Here is a 25,413-nt window from a genome sequence, read left to right on the forward strand (position 1 = left end):
GGCTACCCAGCCGGACGGGCGCGGGCGACGACCTCCTCTGGGGTCAACGGCGCCTTCGGGTGATGCGTCAGGCACAGCGGCGTGCGGACCTTGACGAAGGAGAATCCCTCCCCGGCCGCGTAGAACTCACCGCTGTTGAGCAGGCCGATGTCCGGCAGCCGGCCGCCCTTGGCCTCGGCGAGTTGCCGGGCCGCGTCGATCTGCGCCGGCGCGTTGAGCAGCCCGAAGAACTGCGTCGTCGCGTTGCCGGAAATCTGGTTGTGCAGACCCTTGGGCGCCTGGGTGGCGAAGACCAACCCGAGCCCGTACTTGCGGGCCTGCGATGCCAGCGCGATCGAGCTGGCGGTGCAGGCTGTGGTGCCGGTTGAGGGCGCGAGCGTCTGCGCCTCGTCCATCACGAACAGCCCGCCCAGCGGTCGGTCGCCGGCGGGGTGCCGCTTGATCCATGCGAAGAGCGCCATCTGCAACTGGTTGACGAAGCTCTGCCGCTCCTGGTCGGACGTGAGGCCGACGAAGCTGATCACCGACACCCGGGCCCGCCGTCCCGCCGACGGCGTCAGCAACAGCCCTGGATCGGCCGGCGCGCCGACCCCGCCGAAGAGCGGATCGGTGACCATCGCCGCCTTGAGCGCCTCGGCCAACTCCTCGGCGAGCTTCCCGGCGCGGGCCAGCCGACTGACCCCCTCGGGCAGGTCGGTGAGGAACTCCGTGAAGCCGGGCAGGCCCACCATCCCGCTGCGCGCGTACGCGTGGAGGGCCTCGGTCAGGACGGCCTTGCCCTGCTGGGCGAGCCGGCCGGAGCGGTCTACGCCGGCCCGTGGCGCGAGCGCCTCCACGGCGGAGCGGACGGCCTGGTCGAACTCGTCGGGCCAGTCCCGCAGGGAGGTGAAGTCGGGCAGCGGCTGGAAGCTGAGCGGCCGACCGGCGGTGACCCGGGGCGTCCACACCACCACCTCGGTGTGTGCGAGGTAGTCGGCGGCGCGTTCGGCGTCGCCGGGGCCCCAGCCGGCCGGCGGGTCGGGCCACGGGTCGCCGAGTCGGGCCAGGTCGTTGTTGGGGTCGAGCACGATCGCGGAGACCCCCTCGCGGGCACACTCCTCGACCAGCCGGCGGATCAGCACGGTCTTGCCCGAGCCGGACCCGGCGAACACGACGGCGTGGCGACGCAGCGACTCCAGGGGAACCGTGAAGGGGTGAGCGCCGTCGACGGTCCGGCCCAGCCTGACAGCCCGACCGCCCTCGCCGACCACGAGGTCGGCCTGGTCAGCGGGTACGGGCCCGGCTGCCGCACCGGTCGACACGTCGGCGGGAGCGTCGGCTTCCGACACCCGCGGCGGGTCGGATTCGGGACCACGGGACGGTGGCTCGTCGTCGGGTGTCGGCGGCTGGGCACCGTCGCGCGTCCCGTCGGGCCCGGGCAGGACCGCGCGGAACAGTTCGGTGCCGCTGGCCGGACGGCGGGCCACCAGCCACTCCTGCAGGGCCGTGGAGGGTTCGGCCGCCATCACCCGCAGCGCCGCGAAGACCCGCAGGTCCGCCTCCGAGACGACGAAGCGCAGGCCGCCGGCCGCGTCGAAGCCGGTCAACACCTCGGTCGTACGCTTCCCGGTGGGCCAGGGACCGTTGCGCAGCAGGATCAGCCGCCGTTGCGGCAGGTCCCGGTCCAACCCGGCGAGGGTGCAGGCGGCCTTGACCCGGGCGGTGACGGCGATGGCATTGGGGTGCGCGATGGCCCGGAAGCACCAGTGCGCCTCGTTCTCGGTGGCCTCGTCGAGCACCTCGACGAGCCGCCCGTGCAGCGCGGGCTTACGGCCGGGCGGCGGATCGTACTTGTAGGTGGCGCCGGTCGGCGCCTGCTCGGCGATCCAGGCCGCGAGGCCGGCGGCGATCAGCGGCGGCATGTGCTCGTCCTCGCCGGTCGGGTCGACTGCGGCCGACACGTCCGCGGCCTCGACCAGTTCGGCGAACCGTGCGTCCAGCTCGTGCAGGTGGCGCTCGTCCGTCGTCGGATCGGCGGGAGCGCCATGGGTGGCGCTGACGGTCGGCGTCGAGTCGGCGCCGTCGATGAGCCGATCCAGCTCGATCACGTCGTCGCGATCACGGCACCAGGCGATGTGGCGGTCCACTCGGCGGAGTAGGGCGCGTGGCGTCAGGGTGGGTGCGTCGGCGAAGGCGGCGGGGGCGATCGGCCAGGTGGGGTGCGGTGGCCCGAAGTACATACCCGCATAGGCGGCGGCGAGGCGCTTCGCCACGATGGCCTGCCCGATCTCCGGGGTGGGGATCCGGTCCGGCAGGGTCGCCGTACGGAAGCGGTCAGCGACCGGGCTGGGCGCGGTGCGGGTCATCAGCACCCAGGTGTCCGGCAGGCACGAGACGACGACCAGCGTGCGGCGGGTGATGTCGCGGAGTTTGAGCAGGCCGTCGGCGATCGGGCCGAGCACCCTGGCCTGGCCGTCCTCCAGGCCCTGATGCTGGTTGAGCAGTGAGGTGCTGGTCTGGGCGAACAGCGTGTCGAGCTGATCCACGGCGATGACCGTGGGGTCCAGGGTCAGGGCCATCAGCCGGGAGATGTCCTGCACGACCTGCTGGGGGGTGCGGATCGCGGCGCTCAACCCCCACGCCGCCCGTGCGGCCGGCTCACCCGGTTCGGAGATCAGGTGGGCGTAACCGACGTCCTGTGCCTCGAAGTCGATGCCGCCGTGCAGGACGAGCGCCCGAGCGGTGTCCTGGGCGTCCCGCCCGACCTCCCGATCGCGCTCGCGCAGCGCCCAGATGAACGTGTCGAGATGCGCACGGGTCACCGGTCGGGTGCCGGCGACCGCGTCGCGCACCTCCACCGGCAGGCCGAGCTGGGGGGTGAGTCGACGCAGGAAGGTCTTCAACTGGGTGCCCCAGCCGACGTGGGGGCGGCCCATCCCCTCCACCAGGGCCAGGGCCACGCTCTCCCAGAACGTCTTGCCGCTGACCATGTCGACCAGGAAGAAGTAGCCGCCGTCGCCCTGGATCCGTTCGCGGACCGCCCCCAGCAGGTGCGTCTTGCCGGCGCCCGCGCGGCCCTGCATAGCCACGCCGAGCGGCATGCTCGTGTCGTCGGTGCGGGCCCGCGCCACCCCCCGCAGGATCTCCGCGGTCACCTTCTCGTGCAGCTCCGGCACGTTGTGTGGGCTGGGTCGCCAGACGTCGTCCGGGGTGACCGCCGGGTTGAGACTGACCGCGTCCAGCACGGCCCGATGGTCCTCCGAGATCATGCCGGGCCGATCGCCAGGGCGTGGTTGTCCTCGTTCCCGATGCGCACAGCCGCAGCCCGGTCCCGTGCGGTCAGCGACTTGGTGTTCGCCACCGGAATGATGCGGACGTCCTCTCGGCCGACCATCGCCCGCAACGCCGCGTCGAGGGCTGCCCGGTCGGTGTCGGCGAGTCGGTCGCGGACGTCGGCGAGGCCGATCCACGCGCCCGGCGCGGTGGCCAGATCCCGGTACGCCGAGCGGACCAGTGCCTCCACCTCGGCCGCGGACACCGGTGCGGCCGGTGCGGTCACAGCGGGTGCCGGTGCGTCGGGTCGCGGCTCGCTGAGGGCGGCCGTTGCCCCGGTCTGCTTGAAGAAGTCGCCGTGGCTGACCCGGAGCCGGTCCAGCGAACGGTGCAGGTTGGACAGGACGACGAACAGGGACCGGGTCGTCGAGCCACCCGCCTTCGGCGGCGCGGCGGTGTGCAGCTGACGTGCCACCCGCCAGCCCTGCTCGGTCAACTCGTGGGCGAACGGCCGGTGCGTCCGATCGGTGTCGACCAGGCCCAGGTCGACGAGCTTCGTGTTGTCCTTGCCGGTCAGTGTGAAACCGGCCAGCTCTTTCAACTCGACGTTGGTGAGTCGGCGTGCCTCGACCATCAGCACCACGAGGGCGTTGATCTGGTTCGGCGTCAGGTGCGGGACGTCCGCCGGGCTCGTCATGATGTCTCATCTCCATGGGGGTGCGTGCCGCCCGCGCGTCGCCGGGCCAGCAGCCGACGGATCCCGTCGACCACCGCCGGCGCGTCGGTGAGCACCTGCTCGTTGGTGAAGCGGAGCACGTCCAGCCCGAGGAGTTGCAGCTGCACGTCTCTCCGCCGGTCGTTGGCGAAAGCGATTCGCCCACGATGCTCCGGGCCGTCCACCTCGACCGCAAGACCCTCCGTGGGCCAAAACAGATCCAGACGGTACGCGGCGGCCAGGACGTGCCACTCGTAGGTCTGGTTCCACCGTCGGCCCCGCGCCCAGTCGTGCGGCGCGAGCGCGCGTTCCAACGCCTGTTCGGCGGGGCTGTCACCGCGGGGCACGCCAGCGATCGGCGGCCAGGCCAGCACCGTCGACTCCGACTCGGCGGCGGCGGCCGGGAGCCGTTCGGTAGCGTCGGTCAGACCGGTGAACCGTGCCGGCACCGGCATCGTCACCGCGCGCACCCGGTCGGCGTGGCGCAATGGCCCGCCGGCCAACCACACAGTGAAGCCACCGTGCCGCACGAGCCACTCGGCGGCGGCCACCAGCGTCCGCTCGGCGTCGGCGTCCAGGTCGGGCAGGGCCACGACCAGCACGCAGCTCTCCCGGTCGTACGCCCCGGAGATCACCCGGGCGAGCCCGGCCGCGCGTACCCCCGGGGCGAAGCGGGACCGGCCGGCGGGGCGGCGCGGGCCGCGCAGCCCTCGCTCGGCGAGGTCGGCCAGGAACGGACCGAAGTGCCGGGAGCGGGCGGCGGTACGGGCCGCGAGTGCCCGCACCGCCGCCACCGCGAGCGTGCCCTCGCTGTCGAGATGGCCGGCCCCCGTCAGCCAGCGGGGGAACATCGCGAGGGCGGCGGTGTCCAGTTGGTCGAGCAGGGTGTCCACGAGGTCACCGAGAGGACCCGTCACAGTGGGCCAGTAGTGCACGATCGCGGGGGCTGCCGGGGGTAACGGGTCGAGTGCCACCCGCAGCAGTTCCGGGTCGATGCCCGGCAGGTGACTGACTCGGCCCGTCGGCGGGGCAGCCCACCAGGCCGCGCTGGCGTCGCCGTCGGCCCGGACGGGGTGTGCCATGGCGGCACCCTACGACAGCGACGGGTGCGGCCGGGACCCCTCGCTGGCGAGGCGGTGCGCCCGTCGCTCAGCGCAGCCGGCGGATGTCGCCGTACGCGCGGTAGTAACCACCGCGGCTGGACTCGCGGACCTCGGTCACCAGGTAGCGGGCACCCGGCTCGCGGATCCCCTTTGGGAACTGCACCGACCAGTCCCGTCGGTAGCCGTCGGACAGCACCTGGACGCGCAACCGGCCCCGATCGTCCAGGCACTGCACCACCACTCCACCGCCGAGGTCGCTGGTCACCTCGACGACTGTCGGCTGCGCCGCCCGTGGAGCCTGCCGGGGCGCCTTGATGTCGCGTACCTCGGGCACGTCACCGGCCTGCGCGGCGCGGATCGCCGGCTCGCTCGCGTCGATGCAGGCCAGATGGCCGCCGGTGGTGACGACGTAGAGCCGGTCGTCGTGGTACTGCATCGAGTACGCCGAGCCGCAGCCGGTGCCGAGCTTCCACAGCCGGGTGCCGTCCGCGTCGAAGCAGTAGATCGACGACTGGCTGTCGCCGGCGAAGACGTACCGACCGCCCTCGGCGGTCGCGCAGGAGAACACCGGGGCGTCGCAGAGGTAACTGCGCTCGTGCCGACCCGACTTGGACAGGCGTACCACCTCACGGGTGCTCGTCCCGGCGAACACGCTGCCGTCTTCCTGCCAGCCGAACAGCACCGCGCCGGTCCTGGTGTGCCACAACTCGCTGCCGGTACGCCACTCGTAGCCGGTCACGCCCTGGGAGTGGCCGTGGTAGATCGCGTCGCGGTCACACCGCACCATCCAGGCCGAGCGCCCCCGCCCGGGCCTGCGCCACAGGAACTCGTCCTCGTGGTCGACGGCGGTGATCCCGCCGTCGGCGTCGGAGACACCCAGGACGCCGTCGTGGATGTCGAGCCAGTAGATGTCGATCTCCGGAGCGATCGCGTAGGCCACTCGGGGCACCTTGCCGGAGAGGTCGTAGACGTTGCCGTCGTCGCAGCCGGCGTAGACCCAGGCGTCGTCGGCGACGATGCACTTCACCCCGTCGGGAAGACGCACCTGACTGCGCACCCGGGCATCGTGGTCGAGCGTGGTGATGACGCCGTGCTCGTTGCCGACCATGCAGTGCTGCCCGTCGACGAAGATGCCGAAGGCGGGAGCGCCGGAGTCGTAGCGCCAGAGCACCGGGGCGGTGTGCGCGGTCGAGCGGGTGCTGACGATCTGCCGCCGGGAGACGGAGCGCTTCTGCCGGACGCCCGGGACGGCCGGTGCGTACCCCTTGCGGATCTTCTCCCCGATCTTCTTCGCCGCGGCCGCGCGGGCACGGGCGTTGTCCGGGTAGCCGCTCGCCTTGACCTGACCCTGGTCGCCGATCCGGCCGTAGCGCACGGTCAGCGTGGCGTTGTCGACGATGACCTCGTAAAACTTGTGCGCACCGTCCACTTCGGACAGTTCGAGGTAGGTCGTCTCCTGGGACATGGGCGGGCCTCCGAGGGGTCAGCGACCGGCTCGACGTGGCCGGCGCGGCGACAGTGACCACACGCTAACGGCGGCCACCGACACAATCGGCTCGCCGTAACTCCGACCAGTCACCGCCCCGGCCAGCCCAGCGCGTCGTCGCGTAGCACGGCGTGCGCGCCGACGGTCTGGTTCACGATCTGCGTCACCCGGACGTCGACAGCGATGCTGGCCAGCGCCACCGCGTCCGCGCGGTCGAGCCCGTGCAGCCGCTGCATCAGAGTCAGCATCGAGTCCAGCGCCGCGAACGTGGCGTCGTCGAGGGACGCGCCGACGCCCAGGGTCAGCCACGCGTCCGAGGTGCGCGCCACCGGCCCGGTGAGCGGGAAGTCGTCCCGGACGTCGAGAGTCAGTGTCACCTCGTCCATCGGGCACTCGATCGCGGTGCCCCCGACCTCGCCGTCGCCCTGCGCGGCGTGCCCGTCGCCGACCGAGAAGAGCGCGCCTTCCACCGGGATCGGCAGAAAAAGTGTGCTGCCGGCGGTGAGGTCCTTGCAGTCCAGGTTGCCGCCCCAGGGGCGCGGCGGGATCGTCGAGTGCCGTCCCGGCTCGGCCGGTGGCATGCCGAGCACCCCCATGAAGGGACGCAGCGCGACGGTGTGGCCGTGCTGGTTGCGGCCCGTCATCGTCGCCGGGTCCAGCGTCCAGGCGTGCACCACCGGTTGTTCCTCGACGCCGTAGCGCTCGTTGAAGTCGCTCGGCCAACCGCCGGCGACAGTCGTCCCCCAGGTCGCCGGGACGACCGCGTCGATGCGTACCGCGAGGGTCTGGCCGGCGCGCGCACCGCGGACCGCGACCGGACCTACCAACGCGTGTCCGTGGTCGGGGCGATGCTGCGCGACCCGCGGGCGGTCCCGGTTGGGCCCGCCGGGGTACGGGCCGGACGACCACCAGCAGTCCAGGGTCCGGTAGGTGACGGTGTCGCCGGGATCGACGGTGAGCACCGGTCGGAAGTCGGGGGAGAAGTGGCCGTGCAGGGTGTCGTCCCCGGGCGTGAGGGTGTGGCGCATGGGTGCAGGCTAGTGGCACGCGATCCGCACGACGCGGTGCGCGGCGGGTGCCGGGCGCACCCGCCGCGCACGTCTCGCCCCGGCGGTGTCAGCCGGAGGTGCAGGAGCGGATCTGTGGACGGGCGCCGCTGTTGCCGTTGGTCATCGTGGTGAAGCCGAAGGTGTTGCCGCTGCCGTTGGACCTCATGGTCATGACGGTGCCGCTGCTGTCCCAGGTGGCGGTGCCGTTCCAGACGGTGGAGACCCGCTGCGGAGAGGTGAGGGCCACGACCACCGTCCACGTGTTGGCGCCGCTGACCGTCACCGACGTGTTGTACCGGTCGCCCCAGACGTTCGTGGTCGTCGCCGTCGCGGTGCAGCTACCGCCGCCGGGCGGCGGGGTGGTGCCGCCATCGGTCGGCGGGGTCGTGCCGTCGGGTGCGACGGCCCGGCCGGTGGACGGCGAGATCATGCCGGGGCACAGGTTGCGGCTTGTCAGGTTGGCCACGATCTGGGGGATCGCGTCGCGGGTGTTCTGGATCCCGTCGTGCATGAGGATGACCTGACCGGCCTGCAGGCGGCTCGCGTTGGAGACGATCTGGCTGACACTGGCCCCGTTCCAGTCCTGGGAGTCCACGTCCCACAGCACCTGGCGCATGCCGAGCGAGGACGCGACGGACTGGAGGGTGGAGTTGGTCTCCCCGTACGGCGGCCGGAACAGCTGCGGCCGGACGCCGGTGGCCGACTGGATCGCCGAGCTGGTCTGAGACAGGTCCGACTGCATCTGCGACTGGCTCATCGAGGTCATGTGCGCGTGGTTCCAGCTGTGGTTGGCGACCCACATGCCGGCGGAGACCTGTGCCTGCGCCGCCGAGCGGTTGTTCTGGACGTTCTGTCCGACGTTGAACATGGTGGCCCGTACGCCGTTGCTGCGCAGCACGTTCAGCAGCGCGCTGGTGCTGCCGGTCGGGCCGTCGTCGAAGGTGAGGCCGACGTACCCGTTGCAGGTCGCGGCGCTCGAAGAGGTCGTGGTGGCGGCGAGGACGACGCCGCACATCGCGACGGCGGTGGCGAGGACGGCGAGCGCCGCGCGCAACCGCCTCGACCGCAGGGCCGTGCGGGGGAAGAGCCTGCTCATCTGGTGCCCCTTCGCGCAGGCCGGCCGGATGCCTGGGCAGCACGGTCCGGACGGGTGTGGATGAGTGGGAGGTCCTGCCGGCCGGCGTGGCTCGCATTGACCTCGATGGATCGGAGTATTACAGCGGGAATTCCAACGCGTCAACAACTTCCGGAACAGCTCCGGAACGCGTCACCGGACACTGTGGGCGGCCGATCGGTCCCTGTACTGCATGTCTGACTGGCTGGTTGTCGTCTGTTCAGCGGCTCGACCGTGCCTGGCGTCCGATCCGTCGCGACATGATCCGGAAAGCTGCCGGAAATACCGGTGTCGATGCCAGCGTGACGCCCGGTGGTCATCCCCGGCCGGCGTCAAGGAAACAGTAAAGATTGTGAACAGAAGATGTTACAGTTACTGCCATCGATATCAGGCTGGATTCCGGTCATTGGAGTTCCAGGAAGGAGTGAGCACATGACGAGACTGCGCGCGCTGGTCGCGCTGGCGGCACTGATCGTCGCCGGGACGTTCGTCGCGGTCATCCCGCCCACCGCCGCGTCGGCGGCGGCCTGCTCGGCATCGTGGCAGGCCTCTGCCGTCTACTGGGGAGACGCCCAGGTCTCCCACAACGGCCGCAACTACCGGGCGAAGTGGTGGACCCAGAACGAGGCGCCACCCGGGACGACAGGCGTCTGGGAGGACCTCGGAGCGTGCGGGGGAGGCACCACGCCGCCCACCGGCGGCACGTGCAACCACCCGAACTGGGTCGCCGGTACCTGGTACGCCGCCGGAGCCATAGTGCGGTACACCAACGGTCTCTACTACGTCGCCGAGCACGACAATCCCGGGTACGACCCGGTCGTCAGCACCTGGTACTGGGAGCCGTACACCTGTGGTGGCCAACCGCCGACCACCCCGCCGCCCACCAACCCGGGAGGCTTCGTGGTCACCGAGGCCCAGTTCAACCAGATGTTCCCGGGTCGCAACTCCTTCTACACCTACTCCGGGCTCGTCGCCGCGCTCAGCGCCTATCCGGCGTTCGCGAAGAGCGGCAGCACCACTGTGCAACGTCAGGAGGCCGCGGCCTTCCTGGCGAACGTCTACCACGAGACCGGTGGGCTCGTGCACATCGTCGAACAGAACACGGCGAACTACCCGCACTACTGCGACCCCGGCCAGTCCTACGGCTGCCCGGCTGGACAGGCGGCCTACTACGGGCGCGGGCCGATCCAGCTGAGCTGGAACTTCAACTACAACGCCGCCGGTATCGCGCTCAACCTGCCCCTGCTGACCAACCCCTGGCTGGTGCAGAACGATGCCGCGGTGGCCTGGAAGACCGGGATCTGGTACTGGATGACCCAGAACGGGCCGGGCACCATGACCGCCCACAACGCGATGGTCACCGGGGCCGGGTTCGGCCAGACGATCCGCAGCATCAACGGCTCGATCGAGTGCAACGGCGGTAACCCCGCCCAGGTGCAGAGCCGCGTCACCAGGTACCAGCAGTTCGTCGGCATCCTCGGTGTGTCGGCCGGAGCCAACCTCTACTGCTGATCCGCGGCCGGGCCTCGGCGCGTCCGCAGCCTGATTCCGCTGTGGCATCTAGATGCCACAGCGCATTCACCGTGTGGCGTCGAGGCCCGGTACGCCTCGCTCCGGTCAACCCGTTGACAGGGCCGTGGTGCGCCCGGAACTATCAGCGAACAGTTCACCGCCCCGACTCTCGTTGATCGCCAGCCGGTATGACAACGATGTCAGGGCCTGATCAGCGCCACCGCACGCTCCACACTGCCCCGACCTTCGACGTACTCGACCGGTTCGAGTCGAAAGGCACCGTCCCCCATGTCACATAGCCCCCCTGCACGCCCCCTGTCTCCCCGCCTGGTCGCCGCGACGACAGCCGTCCTGCTGCCGCTGGGCCTGCTCGTGGCCGCACCCCTGGCCAACGCCGCTCCCGCCTCGGCGACGCCGGGCGACTTCAGCTCCTCGTTCGAGACCGCCGAGCCACAGCCCGCCACCAGCACTGTGGAGGTCGGCGCGAACGGTAAGCCGATCCAGGCGAACCTGAGCGGCACCGTCACCACGCTGCCCGGCAGCCTGCTCGGGCAGGTCAGCGCGGTGACCGCGAGCGACGAATACCAGCCCCGCGAGATCGCCGCCAACCTCGCCGACGACGACTCGTCGACAAAGTGGCTCGTGTTCCAGACGACCGGCTGGGTGACCTACCGGTTCGCCGAACCGGTGACGGTCAAGCGCTACTCGCTGACCTCCGCCAACGACGCGCCGAGCCGCGACCCCAAGGACTTCGTCGTGCAGGGGTCGACGGACGGCACGTCGTGGACCGACCTGGACAAGCGCTCCGGTGAGACGTTCGGCGGCCGGTTCGCCACCAACCGCTACAGCGTCACCAACAGCAACGCCTACGCGTACTACCGGCTGAACGTCACCGCGAACTCCGGCGACGACCTGCTGCAACTCGCCGACTGGAACGTCGGCGACGGCTCGGACGTCCTTCCGCCGGCCACCCCGATGGTCAGCGAGGCCACCGCCGGCCCGAACGGCGGCTACACCACGAAGCCGGACGCCGGGTTCACCGGTCTCGCCGCGCTGCGCTACTCCGGCGGCGCCGAGGGCGACGGCCGCTCGTACGCCACCAACAAGCTGTTCGACGTCAACGTCCCGGTGGGGCCGAAGACCCGGCTGTCGTACAAGATCTTCCCGGAGTTCACCGCCGGGAACGCCCGGTACCCGTCCACCTACGCCGCCGTCGACCTGCACTTCACCGACGGCAGCTACCTGAGTGGACGCTCGCCTGTCGACCAGCACGGCAACCCGCTCACCGCCGCCGGCCAGGGTGCGTCCAAGGCGCTCTTCGCCGACCAGTGGAACCTGGTGCAGACCGACCTCGGCACCGTCGCGCGCGGCAAGACGATCGACCGCATCCTGCTCGCGTACGACAACCCGCAGGCCGTCGCCGACACCCATTTCCAGGGGTGGCTCGACGACATCGAGCTGACGGGGGCGCCGGCGGCGATCGACGGCTCGACGCTGACCAACTACGTCGACACCCGACGCGGCACCAACTCGACGAGCGGATTCTCGCGCGGCAACAACCTGCCGATCACCGCCGTGCCGAACGGGTTCAACTTCTTCACCCCGGTCACCGACGCCACCTCCAACTCGTGGGAGTACGAGTACCACCGGATCAACAACGCGGCCAACCTGCCCATGTTGCAGGGCCTCGCGATCTCCCACGAGCCGAGCCCGTGGATGGGTGACCGCAACCAGATGTCGGTGATGCCGGTCGTCGGCGGCGGTTCCCTGACCGGCCAGCCGGCCAGCCGCGCGCTCGCCTTCAGCCACGACGACGAGATCGCCCGGCCGGACCTCTACCGGGTCACGCTGCAGAACGGCCTCGTCGCGGAGATGTCGCCGACCGACCACGCCGGGATCATGCGGTTCACCTTCCCGACCGGGCAGGCGACCGGCAGTCTCGTCTTCTACAACGGCACGTTCACCATCGGCACGGACGGCACGCTCACCGGCTGGGTGGACAACGGAAGTGGCCTGTCCGCCGGCCGTAGCCGTATGTTCGTGGCGGGTGCCTTCGACCGGGCGCCCACGGCCTCCGCCGCGACGTCGGCCACCTTCGACGTCTCCACCAACCGGGAGGTGACGATGCGCCTCGCGACGTCGTTCCTCTCCGTCGACCAGGCCCGCCGCAACCTCGACCTGGAGGTCACCGGCAGGAGCTTCGACCAGGTCCACGCCGCCGCGACGGCAGCGTGGAAGGACCGGCTCGGCCGGGTCGAGGTGCGTGGCGCCAACGAATCGCAGCTCGTCACGATGTACTCCAACCTGTACCGGTTGAACCTCTACCCGAACTCGCAGTCGGAGAACACCGGCACCGCCGCCGCCCCGCGCTGGCAGTACGCGAGCCCGGTCTCCGCTCCCACCGGCGCGTCGACCCCCACCCAGACCGGCGCGAAGATCGTCGACGGGCAGATCTACGTCAACAACGGCTTCTGGGACACCTACCGCACCGTGTGGCCCGCCTACGCGCTGCTGTACCCGGACGTCGCCGCGAAGATCTCCGACGGGTTCGTCCAGCACTACCGCGACGGCGGCTGGATCGCCCGCTGGTCGTCTCCCGGGTACGCCGACCTGATGACCGGCACCAGCGCCAACGTGGCGCTGGCCCAGGCGTACCTCACCGGGGTCAAGCTGCCCGACCCGCTCGCGGCGTACGACGCGGCGGTCAAGGACGCGACGGTCGCGTCCGGGCGCAGCGCGGTCGGCCGCAAGGGCATCGAGACCTCCCTGTTCCTCGGCTACACGCCCACCTCCACCGGCGAGTCGGTGTCGTGGGCGCTGGAGGGCTTCATCAACGACTACGGCATCGGCAACATGGCCGCGGCACTGGCCAAGGACCCGGCCACGCCGAAGTCGGAGCGCACCCGGCTCAAGGACGAGTCCCGCTACTTCCTGGAGCGGGCCCGCAACTACGTCCACCTGTTCGACCCGAAAACGAAGCTGTTCCAGGGCCGCGACGCCGCCGGGAACTTCCTCGCCGGCGACCCGCTGGACTGGGGTGGCGTCTACACCGAGACCAACGGGTGGAACTTCGCCTTCACCGCCCAGCAGGACGGGCAGGGCCTCGCCAACCTGTACGGCGGGCAGCAGGCGCTGCGGAACAAGCTCGACACGTTCTTCGCCACCCCGGAGAACGCCGACCGCCCCGGTGGGTACGGCGGCATCATCCACGAGATGATCGAGGCCCGCGCGGTGCGGATGGGTCAGCTCGGCATGAGCAACCAGCCGTCGCACCACATCCCGTACATGTACAACTTCGCCGGCGCGCCGGCCAAGACGCAGGCGGCGGTACGCGAGATCCTGCGCCGCCTCTACGTCGGCAGCGAGATCGGCCAGGGCTACCTGGGCGACGAGGACAACGGCGAGATGTCGGCGTGGTACATCCTCAGCTCGCTGGGCATCTACCCGTTGCAGGCCGGTTCGGCCGAGTGGACCATCGGTTCGCCGCAGTTCACCAGGATGATGGTGCGTCGGCCCACCGGCGACATCGTCGTCAACGCGCCGGCCAACAGCACGCGCAACATCTACGTGCAGGACGTCAAGGTCAACGGCAAGAAGCAGCGCGGCCTGTCGGTGGACGTGGCCACGCTCGCCAGGGGCGGCACCATCGACTTCCAGATGGGCCCCAACCCGTCGTCCTGGGGCAGTGGCAAGAAGGACGCGCCCCCGTCGCTGACCAAGGGCGAGGACGCGCCGAAGCCGTTGCAGGACACCACCGGCCCCGGTCTGGGCACCGCTACCGCGACCGGCGGTCAGGACGCGTCGAAGCTGTTCGACGACTCGTCGACCACGCAGCTGACCCTCACCTCGGCGACGCCGCAGATCACCTGGACCAACCGCGGTGGCAAGCAGAAGCCGACGTACTACACGGTGACGTCCGGGGCGGCTGCGGGCGACCCGGCGGACTGGCGGTTGCAGGGCTCCAACGACGGCATCACCTGGACCACTCTGGACACCCGCACCGACCAGGTGTTCCGGTGGCGCAACCAGACCCGTCCGTACCCGATCGACAAGCCGGGCAAGTTCGCGCAGTTCCGGCTCGCCGTGACGAAGACCGTCGGCGCCGCGCAGACCAACCTCGCCGAGATCGAGCTGCTCGCCGGTGGGGACCTGGCCATCGGCGGTGGCGACATCACGGTGACGGCCACGGGCAGCGTGCACGCCACCTCCGGTGTGCCCGTCTCGGTGCCGCTGGCGTCCGTCACCGGCGGCGCCGCCGACGGTTACCGGGCCACCATCGACTGGGGTGACGGCACGCCGGCGACCGAGGGCACCCTGACGCTCAGCTCGCGGGCCGTCTACAGCGTCGGTGGATCGCACACCTACGCCACGCCGGGCTACCACCAGGCCAGCGTCACGGTGACCGACGGCGAGAGCCAGACCTCCGCGACGGTCGGCGTCGAGGTGGCGTACGCCCCGCCGTCCGGCCTCACCGCCGCCTTCGACAGCGTCTGTATCGGTGACGAAGGGGTCCTCGCGGCCGACTGCGACGCGAAGTCGTGGGCGTACTCGCGGGCCGCCCTGACGGCGGGCGGCGCGGTCCAGGGCCAGCGGCAGCAGGTCCCCGGAACGGCACTGCGGTTCACCCTGCCGGTGATCCCGCCCGGGCAGCCGGACAACGCCACCGGCAACGGCTCGACTGTCGTTCTCGACCTGCCGGCCGACGCCCGGTCCATCTCGTTCATCGGCGCCGGTACGCAGGGCAACCAGAGCACCACCGGCACGGCGACGTTCAGCGACGGCAGCACCGCCGACATCCCGATCCAGTTCAGCGACTGGACGCTCGGCGGCAACGCCAACGGCACCCCGTCCTACGGCAACGTCATCGTCGCCAAGACGGCGTACCGACTGCACGGCACCAGCCGGGACGGCGCCCAGCCGTTCCTGTTCGCCACCGCGCCGTACCAGATCCCGGCGGGTAAGACGCTGGTGTCGGTGACCCTGCCGACGCAGACCGGCGACCCCCGCTCGGCGGGCCGGATCCACGTGTTCGCCGTCGCCAACGACGGCACGCCGGCCCCCGCGCTGACCACCGACGCGCCGAAGGACCAGACGGCGAACGCCGGGCAGGCCCTCACGGCGAGCCTCGGTTCGGTGACCGGCGGCGTTCCCGGCACGGCGGGCTACCGCGCCCGCGTCCAGTGGGGTGACGGCACGGCTCCGCAGGACGTCACGATCGACGCGTCCGGTGCCATGACCGGGCAGCACACCTACTCCCGCGCGGGCACCTACACGGTGCACGTCACCGCGTGGGACACGCTGTCCAGCAGCACCAAGGCGTTCACCGTCACCGTCGCGAGGGGTGGATCGCAGCCGGCGATCGCGCTCTCCTCGGCGGGCAGCGTCACGACCGGTGGCGCGATCACCGTCGACGGCAGCGGGTTCGCCGCCGGCGAGCAGGTGACGGTCAGCGTCGGCACCGACCCGGCCCGGACCACGAAGGTCGCGGCCTCGGCGAAGGGAACCGTACGAGTCTCGGTTCCGACGTCCGACGACGCGCAACCCGGCCGGTACGCGGTCACCGCGACCGGCGCGTCCTCCCGTACGCCGGCCACGGCCACCGTCCAGGTGACCGAGCAGGCGCAGGCGCGGACCTACCAGCCGAGGGTGGCGCTGTTGACGGCCTCGGGGCCGCGCGCGACGGCGATCACCGTCGACGGTTCCGGGTTCGTGCCGAACGAGGTGGTCACTATCGCCTTCGGCGACGGCGTCGCGGTCACCACGGTGCGCGCGAACGGTGACGGTGTCATCTCGGGCGCGACGGTGAGCGTTCCGGGAGCGGCGAAGCCCGGGGCGACAAGCGTCACGCTGACCGGCGAGACGTCGGCCACGAAGGTGTCCCGACCGTTCACCGTCACCGGCTAACTACTGCCTCGCAGATCATGAAAGGTCGCTCGTTGGACCTGTCGTGACGCGAGACGGGGTGACGAATCACGAGTGGGCTGTGCCGGCTCCCTGCCGGCGCGGCCCACTCGTTCGTCAGTGCGACGGCCCCACCGGGTTCGCCCGCCCGGCTTGAAGATGGAGAGGATCGTCGCGGCCCACAGCAGGGCGGCGAACAGTCCCATGGCACCGATCAGCAGCATCCCGGTGGTGCCGGTGTCGATCGGGCCGGATGCGCTGCGGGCCTCGAGTTCCTCGATCCAGGGGCCTTCGAAGACAGCGAGGAATGGTAGGGCGAGCGCGATGACCAGCTTGGCCAACACCCACCTGTGTTTGAGTAGACCCCACGGGGTGCCGAGCGAGACCACGACACCGGTGATGATCGCCAGAAAGGCACTCGGGATCGCCAGCAGAATTTCGAACGTGTGCAGTAACAGGTAAGCCCCGTGCTGTAGCTCGTGACTGTCGGCCACCGCTCCGGTGACTGCCAGCAACAGCATGCCGGTTGCGACGCCCAGCCAACCGACCCCGATGCCGACGTGCAGCGTCAGCCACACCTTGCGCGGCGTCCGCCCCAGGCGGGGGAAGCGCGGCTTCAGGCCGACCGCGATCGCCGAGGACAGGGCCATTCCGAGCCACGGTGTGGCGTGGGCGAGCAGAAACAGGAACTGAGCCGGCACGAAGAGCAGATGGAAGACGATCAGCACCTGCCGGGTACGGGCGGCGAGCGCGGGGTGTCCGAGCGCGAGCCAGCCGCCGAACGACAGCAGTGCGGCGAGCGCGTATCCGGATGTCGCCGCGGTAGTGAAAAGCGGATGCGGTGGGTCGGGACGCAGCGCGGTCAAGGTGCCTGCGGTGAGGGCGAAAACACCGAAGGCGAGCTGCATCACTCGCGGGTTGAGATGTCGTCCGGTCATGCCCCCAACCCTCGCCGGGGCGCGTCGCGCGGTGCGTCGGCGGATCCGATAGAACGAATCAATCTATCGGTGCCGACCGGCGGGGGTGGCGTACATCCTTAGACCGATGCCGGTGTCCGTCGGTCGGCCCTACGCTGGCGGCATCATAATGTCGCGTCTCCTGAACCAGGCTCTGCGCTGGTCCCGCCGCCGCTCGGTGATCGACGCGGTAGCGGCGTTCGCCATGGCAGTGTGCGCGGCGACCGGCCAGTTCGGCGTGGACTTCTTCGGTCCTACCCTCGCCGGCTTCGGCCCCGGCCTTCCTCCGTTGTGGCTCGGTATCCCGCTCGGCCTCGCGGTCGGCCTGCTGACCTGGCGGCGCCGACAGGCCCCGACGGTCCTGCTGGCTGGTGCCCTGGTGGCGACCGCCCTCGTGTCGGCCCAGGTGACGGTGGTGGTCGCGCTCTACACGCTGGCAGAGCGCACCATGGCGCGGCCGAAGGTCGCCGTGAGCGTGCTGGTCTCGGTGCTCCTGGTCGGCACCCCGATCTGGCGGTACGCCGGCGCGGACGGAGCGATCCCGGTCACCGTCGCGGTATGCGTTGCTCCGGCTCTCCTCGGCCTCTACGTCGGCACCCGACGCGAGCTGGTCGAACGGATACGGGAGCGGGCCGAACGCCTCGAACGCGAACAGCACCAGCGTGTGGCCCAGGCCCGGAGCGACGAACGGGCCCAGATCGCCCGTGACATGCATGACGTCGTCGCCCACCGGGTGGCGCTGATTGTGCTGCAGGCCACCGCCCTGGAGGTGGCCGAGGGCGAGGACGCGGTGGTCCGGGGACAGCAGATCGGAGCGATCGGGCGTGAGGCACTCGCGGAGCTGCGTGCTCTGGTCGGAATTCTCCGCAGCGATGATGACGCGCCGATTGCCCCGCACCCCGGCCTCGCCGATCTCGATGCGTTGGTCGCGGACTCTCGGCGGCTCGGTGTACCGGTCACCCTGGACGTGGAGAAGAAGACCGCCGAACGCCTACCGCTGCTGGTCGAGCACGCTGCCTATCGCATCGTCCAGGAGTCCCTGACCAACGTGCACAAGCACGCACCGGGTGCCAGAACCCGGATCCGCGTCGGGCAGACACGGCAGTCGCTCCAGGTGATGATCAGTAGCGGCCGCGGACGGCCCACGACGGCCCCGCCTCTGCCGGGTGGCGGCCACGGACTCCTCGGCCTCGCCGAGCGCGTTCACCTGATCGGCGGAAAACTGACCTCGGGCCCCACAGCCGATGGTGGATTCAGCCTGGTTGCCGAGCTACCGATCGCACCGGGAAAGGACCATGACCTCACCGACTAAGACGTTGATCGTCGACGACGAATGGATGGTGCGTTCGACGCTGCGCACCATCCTCGACGCGGCCCCGGACATCACGGTGGTGGGAGAGGCGTCCGACGGAGCCGAAGCGGTCGAGTTCGCCCGGACGCGCCGGCCCGACGTCGTCCTCATGGACATCCGCATGCCGCGGACCGACGGGCTGACCGCGATCGAGCGGATCGCGCGGCTCGATCGGCCACCACACGTCGTCGTGCTCACCACGTTCGATCTCGACGAGTACGTGCACACCGCGCTTCGCTACGGCGCCGTCGGCTTCCTGCTCAAGGATGCCTCCGCCGAGGACATGCTCAACGCGGTGCGCAGCGCGGCGCGCGGTGACGCGATGATCTCCCCGAGGGTTACCCGCAGGCTGCTTCGACAGTTCTCCGGCCCGACAACTGATCGGCGCAGCAATGCCGAACAACGACTCGCGGTGCTTACCGAAAGGGAGCGGGAAGTCCTGGTAGCCGTCGGCGGCGGCTTGTCCAACACCGCGATCGCGGCCACGCTCTTCATGAGCGAGGCGACGGTGAAGACGCACGTCAGCCGGATTCTGGCGAAGCTGGGCCTGACAAACCGGGTCCAGGCAGCAATTCTCGCCTACCAGGCCGGGGTGCTGGACTGACCGCAACCCGCCAGCCCCGACGGCAGGGGCCAGCAGGGTGGCGGCGTGACCTCAGTCCGCTCGCGGCGCGGTCAGTCGTAGGTGCCAGCGGCTGCCCTGGCTGGTGAGCCGGACCACGGCCAACGGCTCCACGTCCACCTGCCGGTACGTCGCCAACGGCAGGCCCAGGGCGTGCACGACCGCAACCCGGATCACCAGCGGGTGCGTGATCGCGGTGATTCGGCGGTCGGCGCCGCGTTGCCCGTCCAACCAGGCACCGACCCGGTCGCGCACCGCAGCGACGGACTCGCCGCCGTGCGGTGCGGACTCCTCCGGTTCGGACATCCACTGGTGCAGCGCCTGCGGCTGCTCGACGGCGACCTCCTCGACCGACCGTCCGGTCCAGTCGCCGTAGTCGCAGTCCGCCAACGCCGCCTCGATGGTGGGCAGCAGACCGAGTGCGTCGGCGGTATCGGTAGCCGCTGCGGCGGGACTGGACACGCAGGCGTCGTCGACGCCCAGGTGCCCACGTCCGGCCAGGGCGAGGGCGGCACGCAGACCGCCCTCGTCCAAGCCGTCGTCCGAACCGCCGAAGCGGGCCCGACGCAGGGCGGTGGTGTGCGCGTGGGCGACCAGCCGGAGGCTGGTGGCGGTCACGTGCCCGGAAGTGCAGCGGCGGCCCGGCGACGCCGGTCGTGGTGCATCAGGGCCGCGAACAGCAGGCCGATCCCGGTCCAGAGCACCACCTGGGTGCCGAGGGAGGCCAGCCGGAAGTCCCACAACAGCGTCGCGGGGAAGTCGGCGGGGACCTCCTGGAACGACGGAAGCACCACATAGGAGACCACGGTGACCAGCAGGAATCCGCCGACGGCCGCAGCGACGCGTTGCCACAGCGGTGCCTGCGCGCCAACCGATCGGTAGCCCAGCGATCCCGCCCACACCGCCACCAGACCGAGCACCACCATCAGTAGGTAGGTGACGGTGCGTTGGTTGATGGTGGCCGGATCGCCGACCGCCGGCGGGTTCGCCGGGTACTTGAGGAACGGCACGACAACCGCGCCGAGCAGCGCCGCGCCGGCCAGCAGCAGACCCGACCGTCCGTCGTCGTAGGTCCGCCGACGACGCGCCAGCAGGACGTACGCCGTGGCCAGCAGGCCACCCATCGCGGCACCGAACAGGCCGGTGGCCAGGAACAGGCCGCCGCGCTGACCGTTGCGGCTGACCAGGGCATCCTCGTGGTCGTGCGCACCGGTGGCCGGCTCGGCATGCGCCGACGCCGCCTCCTCGATCGCGATGGCCGCGTCGACGTGCGGCTCGCCGGCGACATAGGCGAACGTCCCGGCGAGCAGACCGGCGATCAGACCGGCGAGCAGGCCGCGGACGAGGACGGTGACGAACGGGGGAGCGGTGGTGGCCGTCAGTGGCACGGAACACCCAGCAGGTGCCGGCCGTCGTGCATCAGCTCGTGCAGGTACATGCCACTGCGCGACACCGCGCCCTGGTCGAAGGCGACGAGGTAGGCCAGCAACGCCAGAGCGGCGACGGTCATCAACACCGTCCACAGCAGACGCGTGGTGCCAGCGGGATTCACCAACGGCTGGCTGGACGTGGAACTGGACATGTGCTCACGAACCTCCCCGGGGATGACGCGTCCCCATCGCAAGGCTGCGGACGACCGAGCGTCCTGGCTCGCGGCCCCTCTTGAGGTGTAGGGAACCGCTCACAGTGGCGCGACCGCGCCGGAATCACACCGGCTTCCCTCGCGTCGCCGCAGATAGTGGGTCGACGGTATCGGTGCCGCCTCAGGCGGTCAACCCGGTCCCCGGACGGCGACCCGCCGGCTCGCCGACGTGCGGGTAGCGGCGCATCGTCGCTTCGGTCAGTCGACGGTGTTCGCCCGGCCGGAGTGCTGGGGAGTTCCGGCTGGTGGGCGCGTTCTGCGGCCTGCGACCGGTCTGTTACCGCTAACATGGTCATCCTGCCAGATCGGTCGACGGCACCGGGCCGAGCCGGAGGGCCGACCAGTGGCGGAGCGGGGTGGGTGGACGTGAGCGCGCCGGGTCGGGTCCGATGACGACCGGTGCGGCCGTGCGGCAGTCGGGGATCATCGACGCGCACCATCACCTCTGGGTTCGCGCCCGACACCCGCAACCCTGGATCGACCCGCACACCATGGCCGCGATCGACGACGACTTCACCCCGGTCGATCTCGGCCCGGCTACCCGGGTCGCCGGAGTCACCCAGACCGTCGTCGTGCAGTCCGTCGCCGCCCGGTCGGAGACGCCGGAGCTGTTGGGGATCGCGGCCGACGACCCTCTCATCGCCGGAGTCGTCGGGTGGGTCGACCTCACCGCCGACGATGTCGTCGAGCGCCTGGAGCGACTTCGGGCGGCGCGGGGCGGCGAGCGGCTCGTCGGTATCCGTCATCTGGTCCAGTCCGAGCCCGACCCGGCGTATCTCGACCGCCCCGACGTGCGGAGGGGTGTCGCCGCGGTCGGTGCTGCCGGCCTCGCCTTCGACCTGCTCGTACGCCATCATCAGCTGTCGGCGGCCACCCGGCTCGTCCGTGACCTGCCCCAGGTCCGGTTCGTCCTGGACCACCTCGGTAAGCCACCGCTCGGCAGCGGGGGCCTCGCCGACTGGCCCCGGGACCTGCGGACGCTCGCCGCCGCACCCAACACGACGGCGAAGATCTCCGGCCTGGTGACGGAGGTGAGCGGCAGTTCCTGGACGGTGGCGGACCTGCGGCCGGCCGTCGAGCACGCACTGGACGTGTTCGGGCCGGGCCGGCTGATGTTCGGCTCGGACTGGCCGGTGTGTCTGCTCGCCACCTCGTACACCCGCTGGGTCAGGGTCCTCGGCGACCTGCTGGATCCGCTGACCGACGACGAACGCGCGGCGATCTGGCGACAGACGGCCAGCCGGGAGTACCGGCTCGCGGCGTCGTGACCCGCCGGGAGGCCGTCGGTTGACCGGCCGGGAGTTCGGCGGAGAATGAGGTGCCCGCAACCGCCACCGGGCATAGCATGTTATCGATAACATGCTCGCGATGGCCCGCCGGATCGAGCCGGTGGGTCACCCTAGGGTGCGGGGTGCGCATGGTCGTCGGGGCCGGACCTGCCGATCCAGTGTGGACTCCTGCCGGTTCGGTGTCCCGTGACCAACCGTCGACAGAGGTCGCCGCGACGCTCGGCCGCACTTGTGCCGATTTGATCAGACGTATGTGCGGGGCGGCTCTGGTAACGATGTCAAAACATGGTTGTAAGACCTTGGCAATCCACGGGGGTGCATGGCATGGTAACGGCTGATCAAGGGAAACATCTGACCTATCGTGACGGTGCGGCAGGTCGACGCCAAGTTCTCTCCTCCGTGGGGAGGCTCGGTCGCTCATAGGTGCTCGGCGCGACGGCGGGTCCTTCCGTCGAGTGCCGGCCCCACACATGGGGAGGTCAGGTCCGACGATGAGTACCGCCGAGGCATCCGCCGGCACGCAGCGCGGCGACATCGGTGACTGGCTCCGGGAACGGATCTCCCACGCCGTCTCCGAGTTCACCGCCGCCACCGCGTTGGTCGTCCTGTTCGTCGCGCTGACCTTCGCGAGTCCCTACTTCCTGACGGCGGACAACCTCTTCAACATCGGGGCCCAGACGGCGGTGATCGCCATCATCGCCACGGCGCAGACCATGGTCATCATCACCAAGGGCATCGACCTTTCGGTCGGGTCGGTGGCCGCGCTCGCCGGCGTGCTGGGAGCGATGACAGTCCGCGACCTCGGCTTCTCCCTCCTGGCGGCCACGGCGGTCGCGATCGGCGTCGGCGCGCTGGCCGGGCTGTTGAACGGTCTGCTGGTGACGGCCGCCCGGATTCCACCGTTCATCGCGACGCTGGGAACGATGTCCGTCGGCCGTGGTCTGGTCTTCATCATCACCGGCGCGGTCGGCGTCTACGGCCTGCCCCGGTCGTTCCAACTGCTCGGCAACGGCGAGATCATCGGCATTCCGTTCGCCGTCGTGATCACCGTCCTGGTCGCCGTCGGGGTCGCCTTCCTGCTCTCCCAGACCCGCTTCGGCCAGTACACCTACGCGATGGGCTCCAACCTGGAGGCCGCGCGTCGCTCCGGCATCCGGGTGGGCCGTCACCTGACCGGGGTGTACGTGCTGGCGGGTGTGCTGGTCGGGCTCGGCGGCATGATCGCCGCCTCCCGGGTCAACTCCGGCCAGCCCAACTACGGGATCTCGCTGGAGCTCGACGTCATCGCCGCCGCGGTCATCGGCGGAGCCAGCCTGTTCGGGGGGCAGGGCCGCATCGTCGGGACGATCATCGGCGCCTTCCTCATCGCCCTGGTCCGTAACGGGGCCGTCCTGCTCGACATCAGCATCCACTACCAGCAGGTGATCGTCGGCCTGATCATCTGGGCCGCCGTCTACTTCGACCAGTACCGCCGCCGGCGGCTGGAATCGCGGGGTTGACATGCCATTCCACGAGTCCGAACGAGGAAGGACACCCACCATGGCACACACCACCACCAGTCGACCGGCGCGCACGCGTCTCCTCCGTGCCCAGGCCATCCTGGCCGCGGTCGCGGCCACCGCCCTGCTCAGCGCCTGCGGCGGCGTCGAGGTCCGGGACGGCGGCGACGACGGCGCGAGCAAGGACGCGAGCGGGCCGCTGAAGCTCGCCGTCGTACCGAAGGCCGTCGGCGCCGACTACTGGAACACGGTGAAGGCGGGCGCGGAGTGCGCCGCGCAGCGCGCCGGGGACGTCACCGTCCAGTGGGACGGGGTGACCGCCGAGACCGACGTCGAGGGCCAGGTCAATCTGATCCAGAACTTCGTCACCAAGAAGGTCGACGGCATCGTCTACGCGGCGACCGACTCCAGCGCCCTGGCGCCCGCCACCGACCAGGCGCTGGCCGCCAAGATCCCCGTCGCGATGATCGACTCCGGCACCAGCCCGCAGCCGTCGAGCGTTCCGCTGTTCGCCACCGACAACCGCGCCTCGGCGACCGAGGCGGCGAAGCTGCTCGCCAAGGAGTTGGGCCCCGGCAACCACGACGTGGCCCTGGTCGAGTTTCAGCCCGGATCACAGACCAACACCGAGCGGGTCGACGGCTTCAAGGCCGGCCTCGCCCAGTTCCCCAACCTGAAGCTGGTCGGCCAACAGCCCAGCAAGAGCGACGTCAACGAGGCGCGGCGGGTCACCGAGAACATCCTCACCGCCAACCCCAACCTCAAGGGCATCTTCGCGGCCAACGAGCCGAGCGTGCTCGGCGCCGCCCAGGCCATCCAGGCGGCGGGCAAGTCGGGCAAGATCGTCATCATCGGGTGGGACGCCGCCCCGGACGAGGTGGCCGGGCTGCGCAGCGGTCAGATCTCGGCCCTGGTCGTGCAGAACCCGTTCAAGATGGGCTACTTCGGCGTCGACAAGATGGTCAAGCACCTCCGGGACAAGGCACCCCTCGCGTCCGCCGACACCGGCGTCACGTTCGTCACCAAGGAGAACATCGACACGGCGGAGATCAAGGCGGTGCTCGAGCCCAGCTGCGCCAACCCTCCGGTGCAGTGATGGGAACGACTCCGACGGCCACCGCCGACACCGACGAACTGCCGTCCGGCGGGGAACCGCCGGTCCTGGAAGCTCGCGGCATCGTCAAACGGTTCGGACACGTCGAGGCGCTGCGGGGCGCCGACTTCACCGTCCACCGAGGCGAGGTCGTCGCGCTGATCGGCGACAACGGCGCCGGGAAGAGCACTCTGATCAAGACGCTCTCCGGTGTGCACCCACCGGACGAGGGCGAGATCCTCGTGGGCGGCCGCCCGGTGCAGTTCTCGACCCCGGTCGACGCCCGGCGCGCGGGGGTGGAGACCGTCTACCAGGATCTGGCCGTCGCCGACGACCTCAGCGTGGCCGCCAACCTGTATCTCGGGAGGGAGATCCTCCGCTCCGGACCACTCGGTCGGCTGGGCCTGCTGGACAAGCGCGCCATGCGGCAGGGCGCGGCAGCGGCCCTGGACGAACTCGGTGTGCGGATCCCCCGGGTCACCACCCCGATCGCCATGTTGTCCGGTGGGCAACGGCAGTGCGTCGCGGTGGCCCGTGCCATCATCTGGGCCACCAACGTGGTCATCCTCGACGAACCCACCGCGGCGCTCGGCGTGGTCCAGACCGGGCGGGTTCTCGACGTCGTCCGGCGCGCCCGCGACGCCGGCATGTCGGTGGTGCTGGTCAGCCACAACATGCCGCAGGTGCTCGACATCGCCGACCGGGTCGAGGTGCTGCGCCTCGGCCGCCGCGCGGCCCAACTCCGGACCGACGAGGTCACCACCGACGACCTGGTGGCGGCGATGACCGGGAGCACCAGCACGGACCGGGACGAGCGGTGACGACGAAC

General features: G+C 70.6%; 17 protein-coding genes, 2 pseudogenes and 1 riboswitch. Of the genes and pseudogenes, 9 read left to right on the plus strand and 10 right to left on the minus strand.

Annotated features, from left to right (window positions below):
• Positions 1-2: 2 nt before the first annotated feature.
• The 6 genes from O7631_RS19915 to O7631_RS19940 form a co-directional block, all read right to left on the minus strand.
• Entirely contained in the window at positions 3-3,248 is a 3,246-nt protein-coding gene (locus tag O7631_RS19915) for an ATP-binding protein (protein WP_278145602.1), read from the minus strand.
• The gene (locus O7631_RS19920; RefSeq protein WP_278145603.1) at positions 3,245-3,949 is read right to left on the minus strand and encodes a hypothetical protein; all 705 of its coding nucleotides are present in this window, start codon (positions 3,947-3,949) and stop codon (positions 3,245-3,247) included. Before O7631_RS19920 ends, O7631_RS19915 begins: the two co-directional genes overlap by 4 nt.
• Entirely contained in the window at positions 3,946-5,049 is a 1,104-nt protein-coding gene (locus O7631_RS19925) for a DUF559 domain-containing protein (protein WP_278145604.1), read from the minus strand. Before O7631_RS19925 ends, O7631_RS19920 begins: the two co-directional genes overlap by 4 nt.
• A 67-nt stretch (positions 5,050-5,116) precedes the next feature.
• The gene (locus O7631_RS19930; protein ID WP_278145605.1) at positions 5,117-6,535 is read right to left on the minus strand and encodes a PQQ-binding-like beta-propeller repeat protein; all 1,419 of its coding nucleotides are present in this window, start codon (positions 6,533-6,535) and stop codon (positions 5,117-5,119) included.
• Between the two features lie 110 nt (positions 6,536-6,645).
• Positions 6,646-7,584, minus strand: coding sequence for an acetamidase/formamidase family protein (locus O7631_RS19935; protein WP_278145606.1), 939 nt, complete (start codon positions 7,582-7,584; stop codon positions 6,646-6,648).
• Positions 7,585-7,672: 88 nt separating this feature from the next.
• On the minus strand, positions 7,673-8,701 hold the full coding sequence (locus O7631_RS19940) for a polysaccharide deacetylase family protein (protein WP_278145607.1): 1,029 nt from the start codon (positions 8,699-8,701) through the stop codon (positions 7,673-7,675).
• A 450-nt stretch (positions 8,702-9,151) separates the two neighbouring features.
• On the opposite strand from O7631_RS19940, the gene O7631_RS19945 reads away from it, so the two are divergent.
• The 3 genes and pseudogenes from O7631_RS19945 to O7631_RS33280 all read left to right on the plus strand — a co-directional run.
• A complete protein-coding gene (locus O7631_RS19945; RefSeq protein ID WP_278145608.1) occupies positions 9,152-10,231 on the plus strand; it encodes a glycoside hydrolase family 19 protein in 1,080 nt (359 codons plus the stop codon).
• Between the two features lie 288 nt (positions 10,232-10,519).
• Positions 10,520-13,891 (plus strand): annotated as a pseudogene (locus O7631_RS33275) (GH92 family glycosyl hydrolase); the annotation flags it as partial.
• Positions 13,892-15,355: 1,464 nt separating this feature from the next.
• Positions 15,356-16,135 (plus strand): annotated as a pseudogene (locus tag O7631_RS33280) (PKD domain-containing protein); the annotation flags it as partial.
• On the opposite strand, the gene O7631_RS19955 reads toward O7631_RS33280, so the two are convergent.
• Positions 16,132-17,070, minus strand: a complete 939-nt coding sequence (locus O7631_RS19955) for a hypothetical protein (protein WP_278145610.1) — start codon at positions 17,068-17,070, stop codon at positions 16,132-16,134. The pseudogene O7631_RS33280 and the gene O7631_RS19955 overlap by 4 nt on opposite strands.
• A gap of 106 nt (positions 17,071-17,176) precedes the next feature.
• Here O7631_RS19955 and O7631_RS19960 point away from each other — a divergent pair, with 106 nt between their 5' ends.
• Together O7631_RS19960 and O7631_RS19965 are read left to right on the plus strand one after the other, a co-directional pair.
• A complete protein-coding gene (locus O7631_RS19960; RefSeq protein ID WP_278145611.1) occupies positions 17,177-18,400 on the plus strand; it encodes a histidine kinase in 1,224 nt (407 codons plus the stop codon).
• A 4-nt stretch (positions 18,401-18,404) separates the two neighbouring features.
• Entirely contained in the window at positions 18,405-19,043 is a 639-nt protein-coding gene (locus O7631_RS19965; RefSeq protein WP_347403516.1) for a response regulator transcription factor, read from the plus strand.
• Between the two features lie 51 nt (positions 19,044-19,094).
• On the opposite strand, the gene O7631_RS19970 is transcribed toward O7631_RS19965, so the two are convergent.
• The 3 genes from O7631_RS19970 to O7631_RS19980 are packed head-to-tail and all read right to left on the minus strand — an operon-like array spanning position 19,095 to position 20,643.
• Positions 19,095-19,679 (minus strand): histidine phosphatase family protein, encoded by a 585-nt coding sequence (locus O7631_RS19970; protein ID WP_278145613.1) that lies wholly within the window; start codon positions 19,677-19,679, stop codon positions 19,095-19,097.
• A complete protein-coding gene (locus tag O7631_RS19975) occupies positions 19,676-20,449 on the minus strand; it encodes a CbtA family protein (RefSeq protein ID WP_278145614.1) in 774 nt (257 codons plus the stop codon). Before O7631_RS19975 ends, O7631_RS19970 begins: the two co-directional genes overlap by 4 nt.
• Positions 20,440-20,643, minus strand: a complete 204-nt coding sequence (locus tag O7631_RS19980; RefSeq protein WP_269678446.1) for a CbtB-domain containing protein — start codon at positions 20,641-20,643, stop codon at positions 20,440-20,442. Before O7631_RS19980 ends, O7631_RS19975 begins: the two co-directional genes overlap by 10 nt.
• A gap of 34 nt (positions 20,644-20,677) precedes the next feature.
• A riboswitch (cobalamin riboswitch) is annotated at positions 20,678-20,833 on the minus strand.
• A 259-nt stretch (positions 20,834-21,092) separates the two neighbouring features.
• Here O7631_RS19980 and O7631_RS19985 point away from each other — a divergent pair.
• The 4 genes from O7631_RS19985 to O7631_RS20000 all read left to right on the plus strand — a co-directional run bounded on the left by O7631_RS19985 (position 21,093) and on the right by O7631_RS20000 (position 25,405).
• Entirely contained in the window at positions 21,093-21,971 is an 879-nt protein-coding gene (locus O7631_RS19985) for an amidohydrolase family protein (protein ID WP_278145615.1), read from the plus strand.
• Positions 21,972-22,483: 512 nt separating this feature from the next.
• Entirely contained in the window at positions 22,484-23,491 is a 1,008-nt protein-coding gene (locus tag O7631_RS19990; protein ID WP_278145616.1) for an ABC transporter permease, read from the plus strand.
• Between the two features lie 40 nt (positions 23,492-23,531).
• Positions 23,532-24,587 (plus strand): ABC transporter substrate-binding protein, encoded by a 1,056-nt coding sequence (locus O7631_RS19995; RefSeq protein ID WP_278145617.1) that lies wholly within the window; start codon positions 23,532-23,534, stop codon positions 24,585-24,587.
• A complete protein-coding gene (locus O7631_RS20000) occupies positions 24,587-25,405 on the plus strand; it encodes an ATP-binding cassette domain-containing protein (RefSeq protein WP_278145618.1) in 819 nt (272 codons plus the stop codon). The genes O7631_RS19995 and O7631_RS20000 overlap by 1 nt, the downstream gene beginning before the upstream one ends.
• The last annotated feature ends 8 nt before the right edge of the window (positions 25,406-25,413 follow it).

This window comes from Micromonospora sp. WMMD967, from assembly GCF_029626165.1.
GTDB classification, from domain to species: Bacteria; Actinomycetota; Actinomycetes; order Mycobacteriales; family Micromonosporaceae; genus Micromonospora; species Micromonospora taraxaci.